Origin of the sequence: Agathobaculum sp. Marseille-P7918, assembly GCF_964248325.1 — a bacterium.
Classification (GTDB): domain Bacteria; phylum Bacillota; class Clostridia; order Oscillospirales; family Butyricicoccaceae; genus Agathobaculum.
This window is the reverse complement of sequence record NZ_CAXTXI010000016.1, coordinates 32,461-55,844: the sequence shown is the minus strand read 5'-3', so window position 1 is coordinate 55,844 and position 23,384 is coordinate 32,461. Positions and strand designations below refer to the sequence as shown.

Here is a 23,384-nt window from a genome sequence, read left to right as displayed (position 1 = left end):
AACTCAACTTTAACCGATGTGGCCCTATCCTTCATCCCTTTTTTATTCAACTGTCCAAGATGTATTGTACTCCTACACCTTTTTGCGCCCTCTTTTAGAAAAATTCGCTTGCTTTCCCAAAAATATACTGATATAATAGAATATATATGTAGAATATTGTCAACGTTTTTTGCTGGCAATTCACAAAATATAGATTTGGACTACAATATCAGCCCCAACCGATTCAGCTGTTTACTCTGTTCTGCTCCTGAGGTCACCAGATAGATACGGGTAGCATCGATGCTGGAATGGCCCAGTACATCTGCCAGCCGGACAATATCCTTGTAGACCCGGTAAAAGGTCGTGGCGAATAAATGCCGCAGATTGTGGGGAAAGACCTTGGATGGTGCCACCCCTGCATACTTGCAAATACGTTTTAGCTCGCTCCAGATCTGGCGGCGGCTTAAGCTTCTTCCGTTTTTGGTGAGAAATATCTCGCCGGAAACGGTTTTTTGTTTTTTTGCGTATTTCAACAGCTTTCGGCACAGTTTACTCGGCAGCAAAATGGTTCGAATCTTTCCCTTCAGTGAAATATCCGTTCTCCCCTGCCGGGCAGCCTCAACGGTCAGATATTTGACCTCAGATACCCGGATGCCGGTAGCGCAGATCGCCTCCATCAACAAAGCCAGTCGTTCTTGCCCACGTTCCCGCGCCGTTTTCAGCAAATGCTCATATTCCGCGCGGCTCAGCTCCCGAGAAGGATCGCGAAGCAGGCGGCGCTGGATTTTGAGGAATTTTACCCGGCAGTCCTCCCAGCCCATAAACCGAAACAAACCGTTGAGCGCGGCCAACATGGAATTGACCGTGGACGGTGCGTATCCTTGGACGCGAAGGTGCTCTTTCCAGTCTGCTGCCAGTTCTCGGGTTATCCCCTTGCCGTCAGACCACAGCATAAATGCCTGTACATCTCTCAGATATTTTTCTACTGTACCTCGGCTGCGCTCCATCCCACGCAAATACCGGCCATAGTTGGTGATTTGCTCCCATGTCAATCTGCGTTCATTCATTTCGACAGCCTCCGTTCGCAAAGTATATTCTTATTTTACCTTGCAAACACCTTGGCATACAAAAAGAGTCTGGAATGATACAATAAAACCGCACACTTGATATGCTCTATAAAAGCGAAGTCCGGAACCGCAAGAACATCTGATGCAAACAGAAAACAAATCAGCACAGAAATTATCTATTTCCTCCCTACTCTGCGGGCTGTCCAACTATCTCTATCAGCAAAAACGCAAAGAATGAGTGGAAGAGGTAAACGGCGCGGAAACACCGATATCGATGCCATCAAAGGCGGCATTTAGACAGCGCTCGGCTATTGCATCTGAAAAACAAGCGCAATGCACTCAAAGAACCGGAAAAAGGCCGACTTGTGCCGGACGTACAAATGCAACTGACCGAGAAGCGGCAGGCGTGATCCGAATATCTGGTCAACTGTCCCACCCGACATTTGTGTACTCATTCCAAAGACTGTGTCAAAACGGTACAACGGCACATCTGGAGAGATTACGAGGACTTAGCGGATGACACCCGCTATATTCCGAAATGCTGAGAACTGTACAAGCGGCGAAAGGAGACCATTGAGCGGGTCTTTTACGACGCCAAGGAAAAACACGCCATACGTTATTCGCAGTACAGAGGCTTGGCCCAATTGTCCAACTGGGTGAAGCTCAAATTCGCTGCCATGAATTTGAAAAAACTGGCCAGTTGGTTGTGGAAGGAGAAGTGTTCCCCTTTCACTTTTATACTTCTTTGGCCCCTATACGCCAGAAACCCGGTCCACGCTTGATGCATGAACCGGGTTTCTCGATAGGCTGATTATTATAACATTGTGCATGTTGTATCTTGAAAACTATTGCAGATATTGATACTATAAAATAAGAAAAACAGAAAAATCCAATGTATTATACTTCAGTGTGTTTTTGTAGAGATACAGAAAGAAAAAGATAATAGAGGAGAAAACACTTATTATCGTGATAAAGATAGTCGGTGAAAACGCAATGGTAGAGGAGAAAGCAAAATGAAAAAAGTAATTCTTTCAACAGGTCTTGCGCTCGCGCTGATCGCGTCGGCGGGAGCTGTATCGACTACGGCTACGCCGTCCACCCATAAGGTGTACGTCGATGGCGAGAAAGCGAATGTCGCAGCATACGAGATCAACGGTAATAACTTCTTTAAGCTGCGTGACATCGCAGCGATTCTCAACGGCACGGACGCACAGTTTGAGGTCACTTGGAACGGCGCGGAGAACCGTATTGATCTGACTGACGACAAGGCATACACGACGGTAGGCGGTGAGCTGGAAACGATTCCGGCCGGAACGCAGACGGCAAATCTTTCTACGGCATGGGTGTATCAGGATGGCCGTCCGGCGTCCTTGACGGGATTTGAGATCAACGGCAACAACTACTACAAGCTGCGTGATGTGGCCGATGCCTTTGACTTCAATGTCACATGGGACGGAGAAAACCAGCGCGTCGATATTATCACCACCGAAAGCTATGATGACGGTGAGGAGCCGGATGAGCCGGCACCGCCGGAATACAACAGTGAATACAAACAGGCATACGAGACGCTGGATTACGATGAGGTAAATCCGGACTATCAGGCGCAGGTAGACGCTTTTCCGGGTACACCGGTAACTGTTTCGGTTGAACTCAAGTTCTATGATATTAAGAATAACCGGTACATTTATCCGGCAGATCTTGAATTACGGGTTGTTGCAAATCGGCCGAATCCGAGCAATGATTACGACGATTCGTTCCCGGAAACCACTGCGGTAAAGAAGATTAAGACCGATTCCACCGGACATGTGACTCTTACGGTGGACATCCCGGAAAGTGTATACGAGAAAATGAAAGACAACAAAGATGAGTTCTATTCTATCAGTGGGCCGGATCTATATGGACATGATTTTACCTATGATGGGAAAACATATTCTGCTGGCGGAGATTTGACCTATTACGAATGCGAAGCAGGGTCGGTACAGATTGTTTGCATCGAACGATAACCAAACCGGCTTATATCATTGCAATAAAACAAAATAAATAAAAACGCCATCGATGATTGAACTGCACCCCACTTGTTAGACAGTATATTATACTGAATAACAAGTGGGGTGCTTTACTATACCAAAAGGATTTCCCACATCTGTACCGTTCAAACATGCGCCTGACAGAGGCATTCCCGTGCATATAAGCAGCATCATCCAATCCGGCATACGCAATTTGACAAATAGCGCCAGAATCAACATCGCAAAACCTGCAAATTGCATCATATCGTTACCAAAAAAGCGATATTGCAGCGGACTTATGTATTGACCATAGATGACACTTTTATCTGATAGTATCTTGCTCGATTCTCATATCGCACAGGCGTGGTTGAGTGTCACCGCCCTCACTCAGCGGTTAATCTCTTCTACCAAACGCACAAATTCATTCATCTCACGGGTATGCCACTTTTCTTTATGGGAAAATATCTGACGATACAACGAAGCATGAAAATTTGTGACGTTCAGCAGCGATAATTTTCCCTGTCGTACGCTCTGCTCCACTGCATACCACGGCAAAAAAGAAATGCCCCGGTTGATCTCCAGCATTTTAATGATAAAAGAGGTGTCGCTGCATTCCAGAAACGGCGTAAGTATCGTCTCGCGTGAAGCGAGAAACCGGTCGAGTACCCGTCGATAGTTCGCATCGCGCTCCGTCAGATAAAACGGCTTATCCAGCAGCTGCTCCACCTTCAAATCAGGAATTTCTCGCAGCTCCGCTCCAAGCGAGGCAGACGCCACAAATACCACTTTTTCACGCTGTTCCATCAGCTTACGCCAATCATTATTATACTGCGGCTCATCCAAAATATAAATCATATCCAATTCGCCGCGTTCCATTTGCGCTATCAAATTCTCCGGTTCTCCCGTCGTCACACGAATGACAACCTGCGGATGCTTTTCCCAATACAATCTCAGTACGGCAGGCAGCTTGAAAAAGCACAGGGATTCAATCGTGCCGATATGCAGCCGTCCGCGCAGCTCCCCTCCATCTGAAACGGAAAGCCTTGCTTTGTTCACCTCATTGAGCACCTCATACGCCCGTTCCAGAAACTGCATACCCGGATCGGTCAGCGCAATGCGCTTCCCCATCCTATCGAACAAGCGAGTGTGCAGTTCCTCCTCCAACTGATGGATTTGCACCGTCACTGCGGACTGCGAATATCCCAAGCTTTCCGCCGCTTTGGAAAAACTTTTGAATTGAGCGACTCGGATAAACGTGCTGAGTTGGCGTAATTCCATAAATATGCGCCTCTTTTTTTATGCATCATTTTATTATTAATTTTTTTAAACGATAAGATTAAATTTATGAATTTGACTTATCTTTATAAACAGAATATACTAAAATCATCAAAGGGTCAAGGGAAATTTAAGCAAAATTATAGGAGGTTGTTTCGCTCATGGACAAGAAAAAATTCAAACTCGGCCTGCTCCCCAAGCTCATCATCGCTATCATCATCGGTATCCTGTTCGGCCAGTTCCTGCCGGAATGGTTCTGTCGCATCGTGGTGACTGCATCCAAAATCTTCAGTACCTTCTTATCATTTGTTATACCGCTGATGATCCTCGCCTATGTTACTATGGGTATCGCCAATCTGAAAAACGGCGCGGGAAAACTGCTGCTCATCACCGTAATCATCGCCTATGGTTCTACGCTGCTCGCAGGCTCGGCCTCCTATTTTGTGGCGCACAATCTGTTCCCCAGCTTTATGAGTCCCGATGCGCTGGAGCAAATCGCTGCGACAGCCGAAAATTCTCTGGAAACCTATTTCAGTCTGAGCATTCCCCCTCTGCTGGATACGCTTTCCGCTGTTGTACTGGCCTTTGTGCTCGGCCTGTGTCTATCCTCGCTGCGCGGCAAAACCATCGGAGACACACTGTACAACGGTGTCAGCGACTTCTCCGGTATCATTGACAAGGTGCTTCATTCGGTTATCATCCCCCTGCTGCCGCTTTACATCTGCGGTACTTTCACCGATATGACCAAATCCGGTAAAACTTTTGCAATTCTGGGCATCCTATGGAAGGTATTCCTTGTCGTCATCATCATGCATCTTATCTGCATCGTCATTCAATTCACCATCGCAGGTGCTGTCAGCAAGAAAAACCCCTTCACCCTTATTAAAAACCAGATCCCCGGTTATGCTACCGCGCTTGGTACGCAGTCCTCTGCCGCAACTATCCCGGTTAATCTGCAGTGTGCGGAAGCGGACGGTGTTTCCGAGGAAATTCGCAATTTCGTTGTTCCGCTGTGCGCCAACATCCATATGGCCGGCTCGATGATTACCATCACAGCCTGTGCAACCGCTGTCTGCCTGATGAATCAGATCCCCATCAGCATCGCGACCGTAGTTCCCTTTGTCATGACGCTTGGCATTGCCATGATCGCTTCCCCCGGCGCACCCGGCGGCTCCATCATGACCGCACTCCCCTTCCTGTACATGATTTTCGGCGCGGAAGCCGGCGACCCCAGCGGTCCGATCTGCGCCATCATGGTCGCTCTGTATATCACACAGGACTCCTTCGGCACGGCCTGCAACGTGTCCGGCGATAATGCGATCGGCGTTATTGTTGATACCATTTATCAGAAATTCATTAACAAAAATCCCGCAAAATCCTGATTATTCTGCAATCAGGTAAGGAGAACATTCATGTCCTTTGTCAGTGTTTTCGATGTTTTGGGGCCGAATATGATCGGCCCCTCCAGCTCCCATACAGCAGGAGCTGCCGTCATCGCTTTTTTGGCGCACAAAATGATTGCTCCACCGCTGAAAAAAGTGGACTTTACCCTTTATGGTTCTTTTGCCAAAACCTATCATGGCCATGGCACCGATCGCGCACTGCTGGGCGGTATGATGGGTTTTAATACGGATGATATCCGCATCCGCAATTCTTTCCAGATTGCCGCGGAGCGCGGACTCGCCTACAGTTTCACTCCGTGCGAATCCGAAACAGACATACACCCGAACACGGTGGATATCCTCATGGAAAACACCCGTGGACAAGCGATGACTGTGCGCGGAGAATCGCTGGGCGGAGGCAAGGTACGCATCTCCCGCATCAACGGAGTCTCGGTGGATTTTACCGGCGATTACAGCACGGTTATCGTCGTCCAGCAGGACAAGCCCGGTGTCGTAGCACATATCACTAAGGTCCTCAGCGACAGCAATGTCAATATTGCTTTTATGCGTCTGTTCCGCGAGTCCAAAGGCAACACTGCCTATACCATCGTCGAATCCGACGGCCGGTTCCCGGAGGGCATTGCCGAACCGCTGCGCAACCACCCCCATGTGCATGACGTAATGATTGTAGAACCGTAGGGAGAGAAAATATATGGATTTCAAATCTGCCAAAGAACTGCTGGTGTTGTGCCAGCAGGAACAATGCCTGATCTCCGAGATCATGCGTCGTCGGGAATGCATTTTGGGTGAAACAACCCGTGATATGGTGGATCACCGTATGGCGCGCGCACTGGAGATTATGCGCAATTCCGCCACGCAGCCGCTGAAAAGCCCAACTAAGTCCATGGGTGGCCTGATTGGCGGAGAAGCCAAAAAGCTATCCGCTCATGCAGCCAAGGGCAAGGCAATCTGCGGCGATGTTCTGGTCAAAGCCATGACATACGCGGTAGCGGTACTGGAGGTCAATGCATCCATGGGCCTCATCGTAGCTGCCCCCACTGCCGGCTCGGCCGGTGTGGTGCCCGGTTTATTATTGGCACTGCAGGATTGCTATAAAATTTCTGATGCACGCCTTATTGACGCGCTGTTTAATGCAGGTGCCATCGGCTATTTGGCCATGCGCAATGCAACCGTCGCCGGTGCCGTGGGTGGCTGTCAGGCTGAAATCGGCGTTGCAGCTGCAATGGCGGCCTCTGCCACAGTAGAGTTAATGGGCGGCACACCGGAACAAAGTTTGGACACGGGCTCCACTGTTCTAATGAACATGTTGGGACTGGTCTGTGATCCTGTTGGCGGTCTGGTGGAATACCCCTGTCAGAACAGAAATGCCGCCGGCGTTGCCAACGCACTGATTGCTGCCGAACTTTCACTCAGCGGAGTTCATCAGCTGATTCCATTCGATGAAATGCTGGCAACCATGTATGCCGTAGGACGGCGCATCCCCATCGAGCTGCGGGAAACCGCGCTGGGTGGCTGCGCCGTCACCCCCTCCGCCTGTGAATTATGCGGCCGCTGCAGTTAACGAAAATTTTTCCTCTCTTCTGTGAACCGCTCCAGTTGTGCTTGCGGACGCTGTGCTTGGTCATTCCGCGTTCCAAGTCATCGAACAGCTAAGTCCCATGAAAATTTGAATTTTACGAAGCCTGGCGTTTATCAACGTCAGGCTTTATTTTTTGTATACAGTCGCATTTTCTGCAACGCCGCCATTCGGCAGCGTTTTTTATATGCAATCGAGAAACATGCGCGCTCCAACTATCATGATACATATAAAAAAAGAGATTCCCATTTTATCGGGAATCTCTTTTTTTGCGCACATTTTCGACGGTTTAAACCCACAGCCTGTTACAAAAAGTATAGTTTTTGTAACGCTAAAAATACAGTATTACTTTTGACATCTATTGATTAAATCGGATGTTTAATCGAAAAGTTAAGACTGTTTTTTTAAAAAAATCAAAATTGGGAGCATGCCCCAAAAGCTATACTTTTAGGAACAATATCCAGATATTGGAATCAAGAGAGGAGTCCATCGTGCTTTCATTGCAAATCAAATCGGGAGAATACATCACCATCGGTGAAAACGTGGTCATTCAGGTGTTCCAGCGCTCAGGTTCCCAATTTCGGCTTGCAATTCAAGCGCCCCGGGAACTGCCCATCATGCGCGGAGAAGTGCGTGAGCGAGACGGTTCTCCCCGACCGGAAAGCGTAGGTGAATTTTTCGATAGACAGGAAGCACGCAAACGTGCCAAGCATGTGCGGCGTCTTGCCGCCCAACGGAAGGCAGCTGCGACACGCGCGGACGCAGTGCAGCAGCTTCGGACAATTTTGGATGAGTTAGAATCGCTGCCGGAGGTTCAGCAGGCCGCACGCGCGCAGCTCAAGCGGCTTGAACTTGCCGAAACCAGTATGGGACAAGGAGGTGCAGCACCCGATGGCACAGAGTCAAAACGGAATCATCATCCGCAACACCACCATCAAAGTGCAGCTCTATCCCACACCTGCACAGGCGACGCTGTTTGATAAAACCTTCGATTGCTGCCGCTATCTGTGGAACCGGATGCTGACCGATCAGGCGCGATTTTATGCGGAAACCGATGTACATTTCATCCCTACCCCAGCCAAATACAAAAAAAGTGCACCTTTTTTGAAAGAAGTTGATTGCGGCGCACTGATTTCGGTGCATCAGAACCTGCGTCGCGCTTTTCAGCAGTTTTTCGATCATCCGGATCGTTTTCGGCATCCTGCCTACAAAAAGAAAAAGCATTGCAAAAGCAGCTATACCATCTATTGCCAATACTACCCGTCCGGAAAAGGCGCAAGCATCTATCTGACGGACAACGGAATCCGACTTCCCAAGGCCGGAATCGTAAAAGCCAGATTATACCGCAAGCCGCTGCATTGGTGGAAGCTCAAAACTGCGACGGTCAGCAAAAGCCCGTCCGGTAAGTATTTCTGCTCACTGACATTTGAGTATGCGGTAAAACCACCCAAAACGGTACAACCGACACAAGAAACCACGCTGGGACTGAATTATTCCCTGTCCCATTTTTACATAGACAGCAACGGACGCGCCGCTGATGCACCGCACTGGATACACCGCTCGCAAGACAAGCTCGGGCGGATGCAAAAGCGGCTTGCACAGATGCAGCGCGGCTCAAAAAACTACGAGCAGCAGCTTCACAGACTTCAGTGCCTGTATGAGCACATCGCCAACCAGCGAAAAGATTTCATTCACAAGGAGAGCCGGCGGATAGCCAACGCCTGGGACGCCGTGTGTGTGAAAGATACCGATCTGGTGGAGATGTCGCAGACGCTCCAACTCGGCAATGTGATGGATGCGGGCTATGGACAATTCCGCACATACCTGCAATACAAGCTGGAACGTATGGGCAAGCCGTATATCGTGGTGGAAAAATACTTCCCATCCGCCAAGACCTGCCACCGCTGCGGTGCAGTCAACGATGCGCTTGCCGCAGATGCACGTCGCTGGCAATGTCCTTCCTGTGGTGCAGTGCTTATGCGCGCCAGCAATGCCGCAGAAAACCTGCGGAATCAGGGCCTCGCACAATATTACGAAAACCAAGGTCGGCGCATTTCCGCCTGACCTTCTCACAGAACCATCATACCGGTCGGGACACCGGTGTATGCCCATTCGCTTGCGGCGCGGAGGCGTTGATCGGATCGAAAGAGTCCTATCTTCCGATGCGATCAGCGTTTCCGACGCAGCCGATGGGAACAAAAGACGGCAACCCGCTGCGTTTCACGGCGGCGCGCCCGAAGCCCGTATTTTCGGGCAGTCCACGAGAATCCAACATAATTTTGTTTTCATCCGACCGACGGGTCGGCTGAAATAGATTACATGCGCCAATAGATTTCGGGCAGTCCGGCCGGTTGCCTGAGACCCGGCGGCGCTCCACGACCTGTGCTGGGGCAAAAGGATGGCCCTGTCACATTAATCAGATTTAGGAGGAACCTAGTATGCGTATTCAACACAACATTATGGCGATGAACGCCTACCGCAACTACTCAACTAACACCAGCGCGCTCTCCAAGAACCTGGAGAAGCTGTCTTCCGGTTACAAGATTAACCGCGCAGGCGACGACGCTGCCGGCCTTGCCATTTCCGAAAAGATGCGCGCTCAGATTACCGGCCTGGAAACCGCGCAGAAGAACGCGAAGGACGGCATCTCCCTCGTGCAGACCGCTGAAGGTGCGTTGACCGAAGTACATGACATGCTCAACCGTATGGTCGAGCTGGCGAACCAGTCTGCAAACGGCACTTACGACAACGACACCGACCGCGCCAACCTGCAGAAGGAAGTTGACCAGCTGCTGGAGGAAATCGACCGCATCGCCGATTCCGCAAACTTCAACGGCATCAACCTGCTCGATGGCACCATGTCCTCCGGCACCGTAAAGGCCAGCTACAATGCCCTGAGCGCTGCCGACATCAAGGGTCTGCTGCTGCCCGAGGCTGCTGCCAGCACAGCCGGCGTCGCTGGCACCAACACCATGCTGGAGACCAATGCCGATGCAGGCCAGCTGCCCTCCTTCTCGGTTGAACTGGACGGCCTGAGCCATGTCGTAAAATCCGCAACTGCCGACACCTTTACGCTTACCATCGGCAGTCAAACGGCTTCGATTGCTGCAGGTGACTTTAATACTGCTGGATATAAGAACGGCGACAAGCTGGAAGCAGCCGATCTTGCCAAGCTGCTCGACGGCAAGCAGGTTACTCTGGACGGTATTGCTTACACCGCCAAGGCAAACGGTTCCAAGCTGGAATTCACCGCTGATGCTGTACCCGATAAGTCTATCAACGCGCACTATGACGTAAGCTTCACGGGTGTGAAGGGAAGCACAGTCGCCGCTACTTCCGGCGTTTACACCACCGGTGCCTATACTGCAGGCGGTGCTGCTACCAGCGACGCTGCCATGGAAGTCACTATTCAGCTGACGGACGGCAAGAGCTTGACCTTTAAGGCTGCAAGTCTGGCTCAGAACGCTACTATTGGCACCATCAAAACTGCGCTCCAAGCTGCTACTGCAAGCGTGGACGGCAAGACGTATAAGCTGAGTGATTACTTCACTGTTGGCACTGCTACGAACACGCTCACGTTCACCAGCGTAGAGAAGGGCGCCAATACCGCCAAGGTCACCAATGTTGCATATACCAAGGGCACTGGCACTGGCACAATGGCTGCTGCAGCCTCTACCGCTTGGGTTGCCGGCGCAGACGCTTATGACAATGGTACCAGCGGCTCGATTAACGTCGGCTCGGTCAATATTGTGGTCAACGATCTGGTTACGCCGAATCAGCTGGCCAACACCGTGCTCGACCTGTCCGGCAAGCTCACCGACGGCAGCAAGATCACACTGGGCGACCAGACCTATACCATCGCTGTCGGCGATGACAGCGCATTTGCTAATGTCTCTGGTGCGGTAAAGGTAGACGCTAACGCTACCGAGGAAGAAATCGCAAGCGCTCTGACTCAGGCTGCTAAGGATAACACCACCTTCTCGGTTGGTCATGTTGCCAATACCGGCAAGATCAGCCTGCAGCAGCTCCAGTCCGCTAAGGACTCCACTGATATGACCACCATGGATAAGCTGGCCAGCTATATTGGTGTGTCTACCGTGGATACCACCAAGGGCGAACCGATTGTCGGTAAGGGCCTGACCCTCCAGATCGGTGACACGAGCGATGATTTCAACCAGCTCACCGTAGACATTCAGGACATGCATGCCAATTCCCTTGGCATTGCGGGCCTGAATATCAGCACGCAGGACGGTGCACAGGCTGCGGTTGACACCATCAAGAATGCGATCAACACCGTATCCTCTGTCCGCGGTACGCTGGGCGCTACCCAGAACCGTCTGGATCACACCATCAACAACCTGTCCGTCATGACGGAGAACATTCAGGATGCTGAGTCCACCATCCGCGACACCGACGTTGCCGACGAGATGATGGCTTACACCAAGAACAACATTCTGGTTCAGTCTGCTCAGGCAATGCTGGCGCAGGCCAATCAGGTTCCGCAGGGCGTTCTGCAGCTGCTGCAGTAAGCATAGCGGTTCCACACGGATTCAAAAACACCCGATGTATGTGGGGGCTGGGTTTCTGCCCGGCCCCCCTTCTATATGGTGAAATAAGGAGAACTCGTCATGACAAAAACCCTCTTGCTGGCCCGAAAGCTGGTGCAGCTGAACAAAAAGGAAGCAGCGATGCAAGCCTACTTCCTGGCACTTGAGAAAGCGGAAGAACTGGAACCGCAGGAAGAACTGGAGGCTGCCTCCTATATCTTTTTCGCCGAGGGAGACTATAAAATCTCCTTTACAACCTTTGTATCTCTATATAACCGAGGACTATTTCAGGCAAATCTGATGAATCTGATGATGCAGGCCTTTTATCTGCCCAATGTCCAGAAGCAGAAAAAGCTCTATGAACGTAACTGCCGCGCGCTGGGCCACTATCCTTACCTGTTTCAAAAGGATTTTCCGGCCTTTGATACGCTGCCCATTCTGTTTTTCCCCTTTGACGACAAGGGATATGTCCCCTATTTTAAGGCCGAAAACCGGTTTGGCGAGTATGTCAACTTTGACAATCCGGTGATTGACCGATACTTCTTTCAAGATTTGGAAAACCCCATCCTTGCCAAGGATGTTTATTCTCAATATCAACTGGAATATTTATATGACAACGTGCGCAAAAGCGAATGGGTAGGCCGGGAGAATCACATCTACCTGCACTATACCGATTGGATGCAATTTTGCGCGTATCTCCAAAGTTTGGATTTTTCCGGGCTGCTGAAAGATAAAAAGTTTGTCTTTCTGACGGAGGAGGAAATCAACCAATATCCCATCGACTTTCAGGCTCGTTTCGGCATTGATTACAGCCAGTTCCCTGTCAAGCCGATTGGAATCCGGGAGGTGCATCGACTCATCTGGCACACGCAGCTCTCCACCCATAACGGCGGCGACTTTTTCAACGAAATTCTCTATGGGCACCCCAATCTTCTTGCGTATGAATCCGTCATGTTTAATAAAATGGAAGAGCTGATTCATCAGCAGCGCGAACAGGCAAAGGACGTGTCCCTCAAAAGCCCCTCTTATATCGTGCGGGAGCTGGCACAGATCCCTAACCCGACGGATAAAGACTGTCTGGTGACACTTTTCTTAAATTCCGATACCGTCAGCGGCGATATCCGCGGCAATTCCCGTATTGTCCCGGCGCTGCTGTTCCAGCCCCACTTTTCCAATGTCCTGTGCCGCATTGACTATGACCAGCCGAAAAATCAGGCAATCCTCACGTCGGATATTTATCAAAAGATCTCCCATTCTCCCCTGTTCCGCCAATTCAAATACATCAAGACATTCACGCCAATCCGGCGCCCTACCACCAGCTATGGCGCTACCGTGCGTTTTATGAGCAAAAGAACAGAGGAAGAGGGAAAAAAGCACGTCATCACGGATGTGTTTACAGAACGTCTGCTGAACCGCACTTTCATGGTGGACCAATGGGATCGACTTTTCCGAGATAGCATGCTGGTGCGGTTTGAGGACGGGAAACTCAATCCCCAAGCCACATTTACCGCCTTGGCAGAATTTCTCGACATTCCCTATACCGAAAGCATGACCTACTGCTCCGGACAAAGCGGACTGAATCCGGAATCCCTGCCGGGCAACGATCTGGGCTTTGACCCTGCCGCAATTTACCGCACCTATGATGAATATGTCAACGATGACGACCGTTTCCTGCTGGAGTATTTCATGCGGGATATATACGAAACATACGGTTATGACTTTCACTATTATCATGGCGAAACCGTGGATATGGAGCTGATAAACGAAAAGCTGAAAGGCTTTCAGCATTTGGATCATGCCATCTTCCAGTCTTATAAGGATGCTACCGAACGAAATTTTGCGGTCATTTGCGATGATGAAGTCGTAAGGTCGACAGAGCAAAGCGATCGCATCGCGCAGGAGTACTTGGAGCGCTATGCCAAGAATCGCATGCGGGTGATCGGCATGCTGATGCAGACGCCCCAATTTGTCAACGCCAATGCCCAGCCGCTGCGTCTGATGAAAAAACTGAAGCTCAATCCGGTGCTGCTGGAGCAGCCTGTGTATCACTAAGGAGGGTCGGTAATGGAAAACAAGGGAACGGTTTACTTTTTTACCGGCCTGTCAGGCGCGGGTAAAACCACGGTCGGCGGCCTGTTTTACCGCCGCTTGAAAGCCACAAAATCCAACGCAGTTTATCTGGATGGCGACGAAATCCGCGTGGCCTTCGGCGAGGATGTGGGATATACGCAGGAAGAACGTCTGCGCTGGGCAAGGCGCATTTTCCGTGTATGCAAACTGCTTTCCGATCAGGGCATCGATGTGGTGTGCTGCTCCATAGCCATGTTTGACTCTGTGCGCTGCTGGAACCGGGCCAACATTCCCAACTACAAAGAAATTTATATTCGGGTCAGAAAAGAAACGCTCATTCAGCGCAACCAGAAGGGCCTGTATACCGCGGGCAAGAATGTAGTGGGCGTGGATTTGCCCTTTGATGAACCCAGGCATCCGGATCTCATCCTTCAAAACGACGGAGACTGCACGCCTTTGGAGCTAGTCGAGAACATCGAACGCGTTTTTTATCCCAACATCGTTGAGAATCCCATTGATAACACCGCGTACTGGAACCAATATTATCACAATCGCATTTGCTCAACGGCGCCTTCACCTTTTGCACAGTATGTCGCCACATTGGTAGAACCGGGCAAAACGCTGGTCGATTTAGGCTGCGGTAACGGACGGGATGCGCTGTTCTTTGCAAAACAGGGAATACAGGTAGTGGGAATTGATTTGTCTCACTCCGCCATTGACCAGCTCAATCAACAGCCCGTAAGAAACGCACGTTTTCTGTGCAGCGACTTTATTGCAAGCGACACATATCAATCGGAGAGCTACGACTATGCCTACAGCCGTTTTACCATTCACGCCATCAACCAAAAGCAGGAGGCTATGCTGCTGCAAACCATGTTCCGTGCGCTGAAACAGGGTGGAAAGTTCTTTATCGAAGTGCGCAGCGTCAATGATCCTTTATACGGCAAAGGCAAAGCAGTGGAGCGCAACGCATTCTTTTATGACAATCACTATCGCCGTTTCATCGTTCGGGATGAGCTGGTGGGTTCACTGGAAAAACGAGGTTTCCGTGTGGAATATGCCAAAGAGCAAACCGGCTTTGCGCCCTATGGCAATGACGATCCGCCGGTCATCCGCATTGTGGCGGTCAAACCTCAGAACGAGGTGTAAGCGATGGTGCAGATGGTTGACCTTCATACCCACTCCACGGCCTCCGACGGTCAGTATTCCCCCTCATGTCTGGTGCAAAAAGCCAAAGACGCCGGTATCGGCGTTATGGCTCTTACCGACCATGACACGGTCGCTGGTGTAGAAGAAGCATGTCAGGCCGGGCTACGATGCGGTATAACCGTTTTGCGCGGGGTGGAGCTGGGCGCCAAAGAGGACCGGCATATGCACATTCTAGGGCTGGGTTTTCGCTCCGACTGTACACAGCTGACTCTGCTGTGTCAAAGGCTTCAGGATGGACGAGAGGAGCGGAAATACCGCATCATCGACTTTCTTCACGAAAAAGGGATAAATATTTCGCTGGAAGAAGTAGAAACGCTGGCCGGCGGCAACATCATCGCTCGTCCCCACTTCGCTCAGGTGATGCTCCGCCGAGGCTATGTCTCCTCCATTCGTGAGGCATTTGACCGCTATCTGGATACGGATGAGTATCAACGCATTGAACGTTTTAAAGCGGATGCCCGCACCTGTATTGACGTTATCCATCAAGACGGCGGCAAAGCAGTTCTGGCTCATCCCTATCAGCTGGGCTTTTCTTCTGAGAAACTGGATGCCACACTTCACTGGCTTCGGAACTGCGGCTTAGACGCTTTGGAATGCTATTATCCGCGCCATACGTCAGAGATGGTACAAGCATATCTGAAGCTCGCCCAGCGATATGAACTCCATGTGAGTGCCGGCAGCGATTTTCACGGCCCCCAAGTTCGTCCGGACACATTGTTAACACCTACCCCATTAGAAAGCAACTGGTTTATGGAGAATACGTAGACATGGCTGGCACAGTATACGCTTGAAAGGAAAAACTGCATTTCCCTCTTGATGCATCTATACTTGTATTTTCTGAGCTTGCAGCGGCCGATTGCTGCTGCAAAAGAGATTTGGTAAAAAAGAGCAAACAGCAACTGCTGCTTGCTCTTTTTTGGTTTCTGGTAGTTGTATACCCAATCCTCGCGTACAATCTCTGCTGCGCAGTGACGGTAATTGTTCATCCGTCCCTTCGTGCTTCGCCATGGAAACATGATTCGGTCCAATTCCTCCTATGCGTTTTCCTCTACCTGTGCCGGGGTTGGGTCGTGATATTGCTTACCGTCTGTACCGATATGACATTATCTGCCCTCATGCAACGCTTCGTTCAACTTCTCTTGTATGTTCTCTCCTTCTTTGGGTGCATCAATGCTGTATCTGAACCGTAATAAAACCTGTATATCTGTTCTAGATCGGTATATTTCCATGCATTCTATTGGAACGCATGGGTTCTTCTCCAAACGGACAACTCATATCATCCACCAAACCTTCCGGCAGAACGCCCGTTGGAACCTCAGTATCACGTTGCAAAATCGAAAGGGCAGGCTGACGACATAAGCGGCACAATCCCCTCTTGCGGAATATGCTGCGTTTACAATAGCTTCAGAGTACATACGCTGACGGTGCTGACCCATCACTATGACAAGCATACCTTATATGTTCAACACGGCCGATACCAGCGGAATGCTGACAATTGAAAACAGGGTCGAGAAAAACACGCCCTTGGAGATGTAATCCGTATCGCGGCCCAACTCGCTGCTGATCATCACCACATTGGAGGCGACCGGCATAGCCGACACCAGTGTGAGCGTGCCGACCAGGAACGGATCGGCGACAAACGGACGGCATACCGCCAGCGTCAGCAGCGGCAAGAGAATCAGACGGCATGCCGTGAAAGGCAGCATGGACATCTCCCGCAGCACCACGCGCAGCGGTTGTCCAGCAAGCGACGAACCGACCACGAGCATCGCCAGCGGCGTGGTCACGTTGCCCAGCAGCGAAACCGGCTGATAGATCAGGTCGGGCAGCTGAATATCCAGCGCATAGAGTACCAGTGCGAGCGCGGCGGATACCGTACCGGGGTTGATCATTTTGCGAAGCGGCAGATTCCCTGCCTTTTGTTCCGCGGGCTGCAGCAGGATCGTGCCGTACGAAAACACGGAAACATTGAACACCGCCATAAAGATCGTAATGTACAGAATCGCGTCTGTACCAAGCACCGCACTGATGACCGGAATGCCCATAAAGCCCAGATTGGAGTAGATCAACATGCTCTCGTACTCCGCCCGATACACAGCTGGCACACGCAGCAGGCATGCCAGCAGCCGGGCCACAACCGGCAGGATGACAAAATAGCTGACCGCCACGCCGAGGATATGCAGCAGCGCCCAGCCGCTGTCCAGCCGCCCGCTGGTCGTCACGCTGCTCAGGATCAGGGCCGGACAGGTCAGATTGACCAGCACGCGGGAAAACAGCCGCTCGGACTCCTTAGTCATGATGTGCAGCCGATTCGAAGCATACCCCACCCCCATCAGCAGGAACAGCACCACGATCTGCCGAAAAACCGGAAAAAGACTCATCCCTTTTTTACTCCCCCAACCCCCGTACCATATCAGCAGGCACAGGTATCCTCCTTTGCTTTATTTCTTTTCAAAACCGAATAAGCGCCAATAAGAGAGGCGCCCATAGCGTCTCTCTTATTGGCATTTTATATCAATCATGGGTCGTCAAGCGCGCGATATGCAGTGCAAGATACGCCGTCTCCTCGTTGGGCAGGAACACATTGTACTTGCGCAGCACAAAGGTGCGAATTTTCTCCGCGCACGCCGTGGCAGCCGGATACCCCTGCTGCATCTGCCGGAACAGGAAGTCGTCCGCGCTGTCCATCAGCTTGCCCAAGAAAAAGCGCTCGGAAAAAAACTGTAGATGGCTGATAAAGCGTGAAAAGTGGATACTTTCGCTGTCTATCGTACAATGCATGCTGTAAGTGACAATGTTGGTGATCTCGCCAATCAACCGAGCGGCCTGCATCGCATCGTAGCCCGCTGCCGCGTCCTGCCGCGCATTGACAATGTGAAACGCGATGTTTCCTGCCTCTTCCGCGGGCAGCGGAACATGCAGCAGCGCCTGCGCGCGCTGCAGGCCGCGCACGCCGACCTCATATTCCTTCCGGTAAAAATGCTTAATCTCCCAAAACACCCGGTTGGTCACCACGAGGCCTTTCTGCTGCCTCTCGACCGCAAAGTGCATGTGGTCGGTCAGCATCAGGTAGATGTGCGGCGACAGACGCACCTGCAGCGTCTCCTCCGCATCCCGTACGATTTCCTGCGTCAGATCGAGGTACTCAGGTGGAATGGAGGAAAACAATTCGATCATCGGCTGCGCATCCGGATTAGACAGCGGGATGAACACACGGTCGGACGGCTGCCGGTCAATCTCCTGTCCGGGTTTGCGCCCGTAGCCAATGCCCTTGCCGAGCAATATGGATTCTTCCCCGCCCTCGTCCTGCACCAGCACGACGCTGCTGTTAAGCACCTTGCGAATCTGCATCTCTTCCCCTCCATTCTGATATTTTCATGCTATCCAATCAGGTCAGATCCTCGCCGTTAGTGGCGATCACCTTCTGATACCACATGAAGCTGTCCTTGCGATAGCGTTTGAGCGTACCGTTGCCCATATCGTCCTGATCGACGTAAATAAATCCATAGCGTTTGCTCATCTGATTGGTCGATGCCGAGATAAGGTCGATCGGTGCCCAGCTGGTGTAACCCATCAGTTCTACACCGTCGTCGATCGCCTTTTCCATTTCGATGAAATGACGGCGGAAATAATCAATGCGATATGGGTCATGGATCGAGCCGTCCGGTTGCACCACATCATCCTTGGAACCAACGCCGTTTTCCACAATAAACAACGGGATGCGATAGCGATCATACAGCTCCAGCAGCGAAATACGCAGCCCAACCGGATCAATCTGCCAGCCCCAGTCATTTGCCGGTAGGAACGGATTTTTCACACCCAGAATAGTGTTTCCGGGCGTACGCTCCGCATTCGGATCGACCGATTCGGTACAGCTCTGATAATAGCTGAACGAAAGGAAATCCACCGTCCCTTCCCGGATGATGTCCAGATCGCCCTGCTCCATCTGAATTTTGATGCCCTGCTTTTCCAGACGCCGCAGCGTCATACGAGGATACTCACCCCAGATCATAACATCCGAATAGAAATAGTTGTCCAGATTCTTTTTCAGGGTCAGCTCGACATCCTCCGGACGACAGGTATTCGGATAGGTTGTCAGTTTGGTCAGCATGCAGCCCATCTGACTACCGGGAATCATCTCATGGCACAGCTTGGTGACCATCGCCGCCGCGACAAACTGATGATGCAGCGCCTGATAGCAGCAGGCCAGCTCGCCTTTTTCGCCACACAAATCGGGCACGATACCCGCCGTGGTGAACGGATGGCGGATGACGCTATCCACCTCATTGAACGTCAGCCAGTATTTCACATAGCTTCCAAACTGCTCAAAGCAGGTGCGGCAGAAGCGAACAAACGCATCGATCACCTTGCGTTCCGTCCAACCGTTATAGGTTACGCTCAGATGCAGCGGCATCTCATAGTGCGACAGGGTGACCAGCGGCTCGATATGCAGTCGCTGCATCTCTTCAAACACATTGCGATAGAACGCGATACCTTCCGGATTGGGCTCGGTTTCCTCGCCCGTTGGATACAGCCGCGTCCATGCGATCGACAGTCGGAGCACCTTGAATCCCATCTCTGCAAACAGCGCCAGATCTTCTTTATAGTGATGGTAAAAGTCAATGCCGCGGCGCTTGGGATAATAAGTGTCATCTGTTTCGGCCATCGCTTTGCGGATCGCGTCCATCGAGATGGCATTATGTGCCTTGTAATCCTTGACGTCGGTATGCGGCTTATAAGTCGCCACATCGGCCACACTGGGACCCTTGCCCCCTTCTTTCCACGCGCCTTCTACCTGATTGGCAGCGATCGCGCCGCCCCATAAAAACCCTGTGGGAAAACTCATTTGAGCACCTCCAGTTTGATCAGCGCCGCGCCAGGTACGACCATGCCGTCCGCCGCCGGCTTGACGGCAAAGCGGTCGCTGTTGGTCACGACGACCGGCGTAGTTACATCGTAACCCGCCGCCTTGATCGCGTCAAGGTCGAATTTCATCAGCAGCTGGCCCTTCTTCACAGTATCGCCGTCCTGCACCTGCGGTTCAAAGTATTTGCCTTCCAGCTTGACGGTATCCATGCCGATGTGCATCAGCAGCTCGGCACCCTGCGATGTAACCATAGAGACCGCGTGTCTAGCTTCAAACACCGATTCGATCCGTCCGTCCGCCGGGGCGTACAACTCGCCCTTGACTGGTACAACCGCCATGCCGTCGCCCAGGATCTTCTGCGAAAATACCTCGTCCTTGACCTCGGTGATCGAAATAGCCTTGCCCTGCAGCGGGCTGTATACCACATTATTCTCCGCTGTGGCAGCCGCCGGTACGGCAGTCTCCGCGGACATTTGCCCAACCGTCTCCGCCGTTTCTTCATCTTTGTAAAGAATCAAGGTCGCAAGGAACGAACCAACTAGCGAAAGGCCGAAGCCGACAAACGCCCAGACAATGTTCATGGCATTTTCCGGATCGACAAACATCGCCATGCCGGCAAGACCCGGGCCCATCGCAACGAACGCCTTGACTGCCATCAGCCCGATAAACGAGCCGCTGATAAAGCTGCCGATCATGACGCCGAACAGCACGCGGCGCTTTTGCAGCGTGATTGAATAGATTGCGGGTTCCGTGATGCCAAAAATCGCGGAAACGCCGCTGGAAATGGCGGTGCTACGCAGCTCGGAATTCTTGGTCTTGAGCGCGACTGCCAGCGATGCGCCGCCCTCGGAGATGTTATGCGCGAGAGACGCGCCGTTATACAAAATTTCATAGCCCAGATCGCCCAGCGAGGTAACGACATAAGGAATAAACGCCTTGTGCGCGCCCACCGAAATCAGCAGCGGCAGGATCGCGGCCACCAAGCCCACGGCCAGCCAGCCAACCTTGCTGTAAATGGCCAGCATAACCGTGGTGATGCCTTTACCGATGGTCAGGCCGAGCGGCCCGAGCAGCAGCAAAGTGATGGGAAAGGTGATGATAAAGCAAACCATCGGAACAAAGAAGACCCGGATGGGCTTTGGCGTGATTTTGGTGATATATTTCTCCAGGAAATACAGGAACGCGACCGCCAGAATGGCCGGGAACACCTGATATGCATAGGTAACGTTCTGAATAGGAATACCGAACAGCGAATTGCCCTCGCTGATCAGCGTGGAGGTCGCAGGCAGCAGCAGCGCGCCCACCGTTGCCAGCGCGACCAGCTTATTGCAGTTGATCTTGATCGCCATCGTTACGGCAACCATCAGCGGCAGATAGTACAGCGGCGCATCCGCCACCGCAATCAGTGTGCGGTACAGTACGCCTGCGCTGTCGATCCAGCCGACGAGTGCAAACAGCGAAAGAAACGCCTTGAGGATACCACCGCCCGCAATAGCCGGAACCAGCGGCTGGAAAATACCGACCATCAGGTCGAGCGCCGTCGCAGAGATCGACTTTTTGCCCGCCGACGCAGGGGCCCCCGTCGATGCGTGGAAACTGCCCAGCTTAGTTAGTTCGTCATAGACCTCGATCACATCGTTGCCGATGACGACCTGACACTGCGGGCCGCTTGCGATGACGCCCATCACGCCCGGGGTCTTTTTCAGTGCGGCAACATCCGCTTTCGCGGGATCGGCCAGCGTAAAACGCAGTCTGGTAGAGCAGTGCTCCAGCTGCGCGACGTTCTTTTCGCCGCCAACCAGACGCAGCACGTCAGTTGCGGTCTGCTTGTAGTTTTTCATGTAACAAGTGCCTCCCTTTTTTCTCGCCTCTTGCCATCTGGCCAAAATGGCAAAAGAAAAAGACCCAACAGAACACGATACACTTTCCATGGTATACTCCTACCACGGGAAATCGATGTTCCGTCAGATCCTGCCTGCATTACCAGTAACATGTCTACCAGAATGGTTTAAGTATAGCATGGGTTCTGTAGAACCGCAAGTGGACATAGCAGCAAAAAAGTGCCGATAAAAATTGTGTAAAATATCTAAATTTTAATAAATACATGCGGTAACAATCTCTCAGGTGAGCCAACAGCCGGATTCGCCCGGATGCAAGATGTCTCATTCTGCCACAACCCTACCCCAGAAACATTGATGTACAAATTCTTTTATAGTATAATATTACAAATATCAACGTTCTCAGACAGAATGTACGCTTTGAGGACACCGTACGCGCGGTAACGCGAGATGGTTTCCGAAGCTATACAGCAACCTGACATGAATATTGAGGAAACGCGTATGACATTTGAAAATATGATGGAACTGGCAGAAAGAATCACACCGGTTGAAGCAGAAATCGGCGCATTTATTCTGAAAAACAAAGAACACATCCCTGAAATGTCTATTCTGGAATTGGCACAGCGCACCAACGTATCCAAATCCGCTGTACACCGTTTCTGCAAACGGATCGGTTTTCACGGTTTCAACGAGCTCAAGGTCGCCATTTCCACAGATCTGGCAGAATCCCGCTTCAACATTGCGCTGATTGACGTCAATTACCCGTTTGAAGCGCAGGACGGTCCGCAATTGATCGCAAAAAAGCTTTCCAAGCTGTACGAAACTGCAATCGAGGATACCTATAATTATCTGGACTTTGTGCAAGTACAACAGGTAGCCCGCTTGCTTAACGATGCCAAAGCGATCGATATTTACACCCATGCCCACAATATGAATGTTGCCGAAAACTTTCAGGATAAAATGCTCACAATCGGTAAGATTGTCAACTGTCCCAAGGGGTTCTACAATCAGCGTGCAACCGTGCTTGCCTCAACCCCCGACCAAGCCGCAATCATCCTGTCCTACTCCGGCCGGGCAACCTTCATCGAGCCTATCGTTCAAGTGCTCTTCCGCAAAAAGATCCCTATAATCCTGATCGGCAAAGCCGGCAGCAACCGCTATCCGCAGTATATCACCCATGCGTTGAGCATCAGCAGCAAGGAAAACCTACGCGATCGCATTTCGCAGTTTTCCTCGCACATCGCCATGCAATATATGTTGGATGTGATTTTTGGCTGCATCTACAATATGGGTCGTGAAAAGAATATCGCCTATCTCAACGCTTCGATCGATTTTATGGACGATCGGAAGGTGGATGAATAAAAGTGTCAAAAAGTTTCAGGTGGCTACGGCCTCCTGAAACTTTTTTTGGAAAAAAATGCCCCGTTATCCCCGAAGCATTGTGTGGTTACCGGTTCGATTTTATACTGAAAGCATCCAAAGGCTCCATGTGGAACCGTGATCGGAACGTCCGGACCCTCCGATCAAAAGCCTGAATCGAATTGGAG

General features: G+C 51.3%; 18 protein-coding genes. 12 read left to right on the top strand and 6 right to left on the bottom strand.

Annotated features, from left to right (window positions below; all coding sequences use genetic code 11):
• Positions 1–200 precede the first annotated feature (200 nt).
• The gene (locus tag ACESSO_RS16220; protein ID WP_373166590.1) at positions 201–1,046 is read right to left on the bottom strand and encodes a tyrosine-type recombinase/integrase; all 846 of its coding nucleotides are present in this window, start codon (positions 1,044–1,046) and stop codon (positions 201–203) included.
• A gap of 548 nt (positions 1,047–1,594) precedes the next feature.
• Here ACESSO_RS16220 and ACESSO_RS16215 point away from each other — a divergent pair.
• Positions 1,595–1,828, top strand: coding sequence for a transposase (locus ACESSO_RS16215; protein WP_373166594.1), 234 nt, complete (start codon positions 1,595–1,597; stop codon positions 1,826–1,828).
• 231 nt (positions 1,829–2,059) lie between these two features.
• Positions 2,060–3,049, top strand: coding sequence for a hypothetical protein (locus tag ACESSO_RS16210; RefSeq protein WP_373166589.1), 990 nt, complete (start codon positions 2,060–2,062; stop codon positions 3,047–3,049).
• 390 nt (positions 3,050–3,439) lie between these two features.
• On the opposite strand, the gene ACESSO_RS16205 is transcribed toward ACESSO_RS16210, so the two are convergent.
• A complete protein-coding gene (locus ACESSO_RS16205) occupies positions 3,440–4,330 on the bottom strand; it encodes a LysR family transcriptional regulator (protein WP_373166588.1) in 891 nt (296 codons plus the stop codon).
• A gap of 158 nt (positions 4,331–4,488) precedes the next feature.
• Between ACESSO_RS16205 and ACESSO_RS16200 the strand changes: the two genes are divergently transcribed.
• The 9 genes from ACESSO_RS16200 (at position 4,489) to ACESSO_RS16160 (ending at position 15,897) form a co-directional block, all read left to right on the top strand.
• Positions 4,489–5,709 (top strand): dicarboxylate/amino acid:cation symporter, encoded by a 1,221-nt coding sequence (locus ACESSO_RS16200; RefSeq protein WP_373166587.1) that lies wholly within the window; start codon positions 4,489–4,491, stop codon positions 5,707–5,709.
• A gap of 30 nt (positions 5,710–5,739) precedes the next feature.
• Entirely contained in the window at positions 5,740–6,408 is a 669-nt protein-coding gene (gene sdaAB / locus ACESSO_RS16195; protein WP_373166586.1) for an L-serine ammonia-lyase, iron-sulfur-dependent subunit beta, read from the top strand.
• A 13-nt stretch (positions 6,409–6,421) separates the two neighbouring features.
• Complete coding sequence (gene sdaAA / locus ACESSO_RS16190; RefSeq protein WP_373166585.1) at positions 6,422–7,291, top strand: L-serine ammonia-lyase, iron-sulfur-dependent, subunit alpha; 870 nt, start codon at positions 6,422–6,424, stop codon at positions 7,289–7,291.
• Between the two features lie 515 nt (positions 7,292–7,806).
• Positions 7,807–8,286, top strand: a complete 480-nt coding sequence (locus tag ACESSO_RS16185; protein ID WP_373166583.1) for a carbon storage regulator — start codon at positions 7,807–7,809, stop codon at positions 8,284–8,286.
• Positions 8,198–9,370: an RNA-guided endonuclease InsQ/TnpB family protein gene (locus tag ACESSO_RS16180; RefSeq protein ID WP_373166582.1), complete on the top strand. Its 1,173-nt coding sequence runs from the start codon at positions 8,198–8,200 to the stop codon at positions 9,368–9,370. Before ACESSO_RS16185 ends, ACESSO_RS16180 begins: the two co-directional genes overlap by 89 nt.
• A 374-nt stretch (positions 9,371–9,744) precedes the next feature.
• Positions 9,745–11,835, top strand: a complete 2,091-nt coding sequence (locus ACESSO_RS16175; protein WP_373166581.1) for a flagellin — start codon at positions 9,745–9,747, stop codon at positions 11,833–11,835.
• A gap of 99 nt (positions 11,836–11,934) precedes the next feature.
• A complete protein-coding gene (locus ACESSO_RS16170) occupies positions 11,935–13,905 on the top strand; it encodes a hypothetical protein (protein WP_373166580.1) in 1,971 nt (656 codons plus the stop codon).
• Positions 13,906–13,917: 12 nt separating this feature from the next.
• Positions 13,918–15,072 (top strand): adenylyl-sulfate kinase, encoded by a 1,155-nt coding sequence (locus ACESSO_RS16165; protein WP_373166579.1) that lies wholly within the window; start codon positions 13,918–13,920, stop codon positions 15,070–15,072.
• Positions 15,073–15,084: 12 nt separating this feature from the next.
• A complete protein-coding gene (locus ACESSO_RS16160; RefSeq protein ID WP_373166578.1) occupies positions 15,085–15,897 on the top strand; it encodes a PHP domain-containing protein in 813 nt (270 codons plus the stop codon).
• A 689-nt stretch (positions 15,898–16,586) separates the two neighbouring features.
• On the opposite strand, the gene ACESSO_RS16155 is transcribed toward ACESSO_RS16160, so the two are convergent.
• The 4 genes from ACESSO_RS16155 to ACESSO_RS16140 form a co-directional block, all read right to left on the bottom strand.
• Positions 16,587–17,513: an AEC family transporter gene (locus tag ACESSO_RS16155; RefSeq protein ID WP_373166577.1), complete on the bottom strand. Its 927-nt coding sequence runs from the start codon at positions 17,511–17,513 to the stop codon at positions 16,587–16,589.
• 133 nt (positions 17,514–17,646) lie between these two features.
• Positions 17,647–18,483, bottom strand: a complete 837-nt coding sequence (locus tag ACESSO_RS16150) for a PRD domain-containing protein (RefSeq protein ID WP_373166576.1) — start codon at positions 18,481–18,483, stop codon at positions 17,647–17,649.
• Between the two features lie 37 nt (positions 18,484–18,520).
• Positions 18,521–19,978 (bottom strand): glycoside hydrolase family 1 protein, encoded by a 1,458-nt coding sequence (locus ACESSO_RS16145; protein ID WP_373166575.1) that lies wholly within the window; start codon positions 19,976–19,978, stop codon positions 18,521–18,523.
• A complete protein-coding gene (locus tag ACESSO_RS16140) occupies positions 19,975–21,840 on the bottom strand; it encodes a beta-glucoside-specific PTS transporter subunit IIABC (protein ID WP_373166574.1) in 1,866 nt (621 codons plus the stop codon). Before ACESSO_RS16140 ends, ACESSO_RS16145 begins: the two co-directional genes overlap by 4 nt.
• A 498-nt stretch (positions 21,841–22,338) precedes the next feature.
• Between ACESSO_RS16140 and ACESSO_RS16135 the strand changes: the two genes are divergently transcribed.
• Positions 22,339–23,199, top strand: coding sequence for a MurR/RpiR family transcriptional regulator (locus ACESSO_RS16135; protein WP_373166573.1), 861 nt, complete (start codon positions 22,339–22,341; stop codon positions 23,197–23,199).
• The last annotated feature ends 185 nt before the right edge of the window (positions 23,200–23,384 follow it).

What these genes read in the sequence shown, in the direction of transcription:
- ACESSO_RS16220 (WP_373166590.1), bottom strand. Translation starts at nt 1,046, where the DNA reads ATGAATGAACGCAGATTGACATGGGAGCAAATCACCAACTATGGCCGG.
- ACESSO_RS16210 (WP_373166589.1), top strand. Translation starts at nt 2,060, where the DNA reads ATGAAAAAAGTAATTCTTTCAACAGGTCTTGCGCTCGCGCTGATCGCG.
- ACESSO_RS16205 (WP_373166588.1), bottom strand. Translation starts at nt 4,330, where the DNA reads ATGGAATTACGCCAACTCAGCACGTTTATCCGAGTCGCTCAATTCAAA.
- ACESSO_RS16200 (WP_373166587.1), top strand. Translation starts at nt 4,489, where the DNA reads ATGGACAAGAAAAAATTCAAACTCGGCCTGCTCCCCAAGCTCATCATC.
- sdaAB (WP_373166586.1), top strand. Translation starts at nt 5,740, where the DNA reads ATGTCCTTTGTCAGTGTTTTCGATGTTTTGGGGCCGAATATGATCGGC.
- sdaAA (WP_373166585.1), top strand. Translation starts at nt 6,422, where the DNA reads ATGGATTTCAAATCTGCCAAAGAACTGCTGGTGTTGTGCCAGCAGGAA.
- ACESSO_RS16180 (WP_373166582.1), top strand. Translation starts at nt 8,198, where the DNA reads ATGGCACAGAGTCAAAACGGAATCATCATCCGCAACACCACCATCAAA.
- ACESSO_RS16175 (WP_373166581.1), top strand. Translation starts at nt 9,745, where the DNA reads ATGCGTATTCAACACAACATTATGGCGATGAACGCCTACCGCAACTAC.
- ACESSO_RS16170 (WP_373166580.1), top strand. Translation starts at nt 11,935, where the DNA reads ATGACAAAAACCCTCTTGCTGGCCCGAAAGCTGGTGCAGCTGAACAAA.
- ACESSO_RS16165 (WP_373166579.1), top strand. Translation starts at nt 13,918, where the DNA reads ATGGAAAACAAGGGAACGGTTTACTTTTTTACCGGCCTGTCAGGCGCG.
- ACESSO_RS16160 (WP_373166578.1), top strand. Translation starts at nt 15,085, where the DNA reads ATGGTTGACCTTCATACCCACTCCACGGCCTCCGACGGTCAGTATTCC.
- ACESSO_RS16155 (WP_373166577.1), bottom strand. Translation starts at nt 17,513, where the DNA reads ATGAGTCTTTTTCCGGTTTTTCGGCAGATCGTGGTGCTGTTCCTGCTG.
- ACESSO_RS16150 (WP_373166576.1), bottom strand. Translation starts at nt 18,483, where the DNA reads ATGCAGATTCGCAAGGTGCTTAACAGCAGCGTCGTGCTGGTGCAGGAC.
- ACESSO_RS16145 (WP_373166575.1), bottom strand. Translation starts at nt 19,978, where the DNA reads ATGAGTTTTCCCACAGGGTTTTTATGGGGCGGCGCGATCGCTGCCAAT.
- ACESSO_RS16140 (WP_373166574.1), bottom strand. Translation starts at nt 21,840, where the DNA reads ATGAAAAACTACAAGCAGACCGCAACTGACGTGCTGCGTCTGGTTGGC.
- ACESSO_RS16135 (WP_373166573.1), top strand. Translation starts at nt 22,339, where the DNA reads ATGACATTTGAAAATATGATGGAACTGGCAGAAAGAATCACACCGGTT.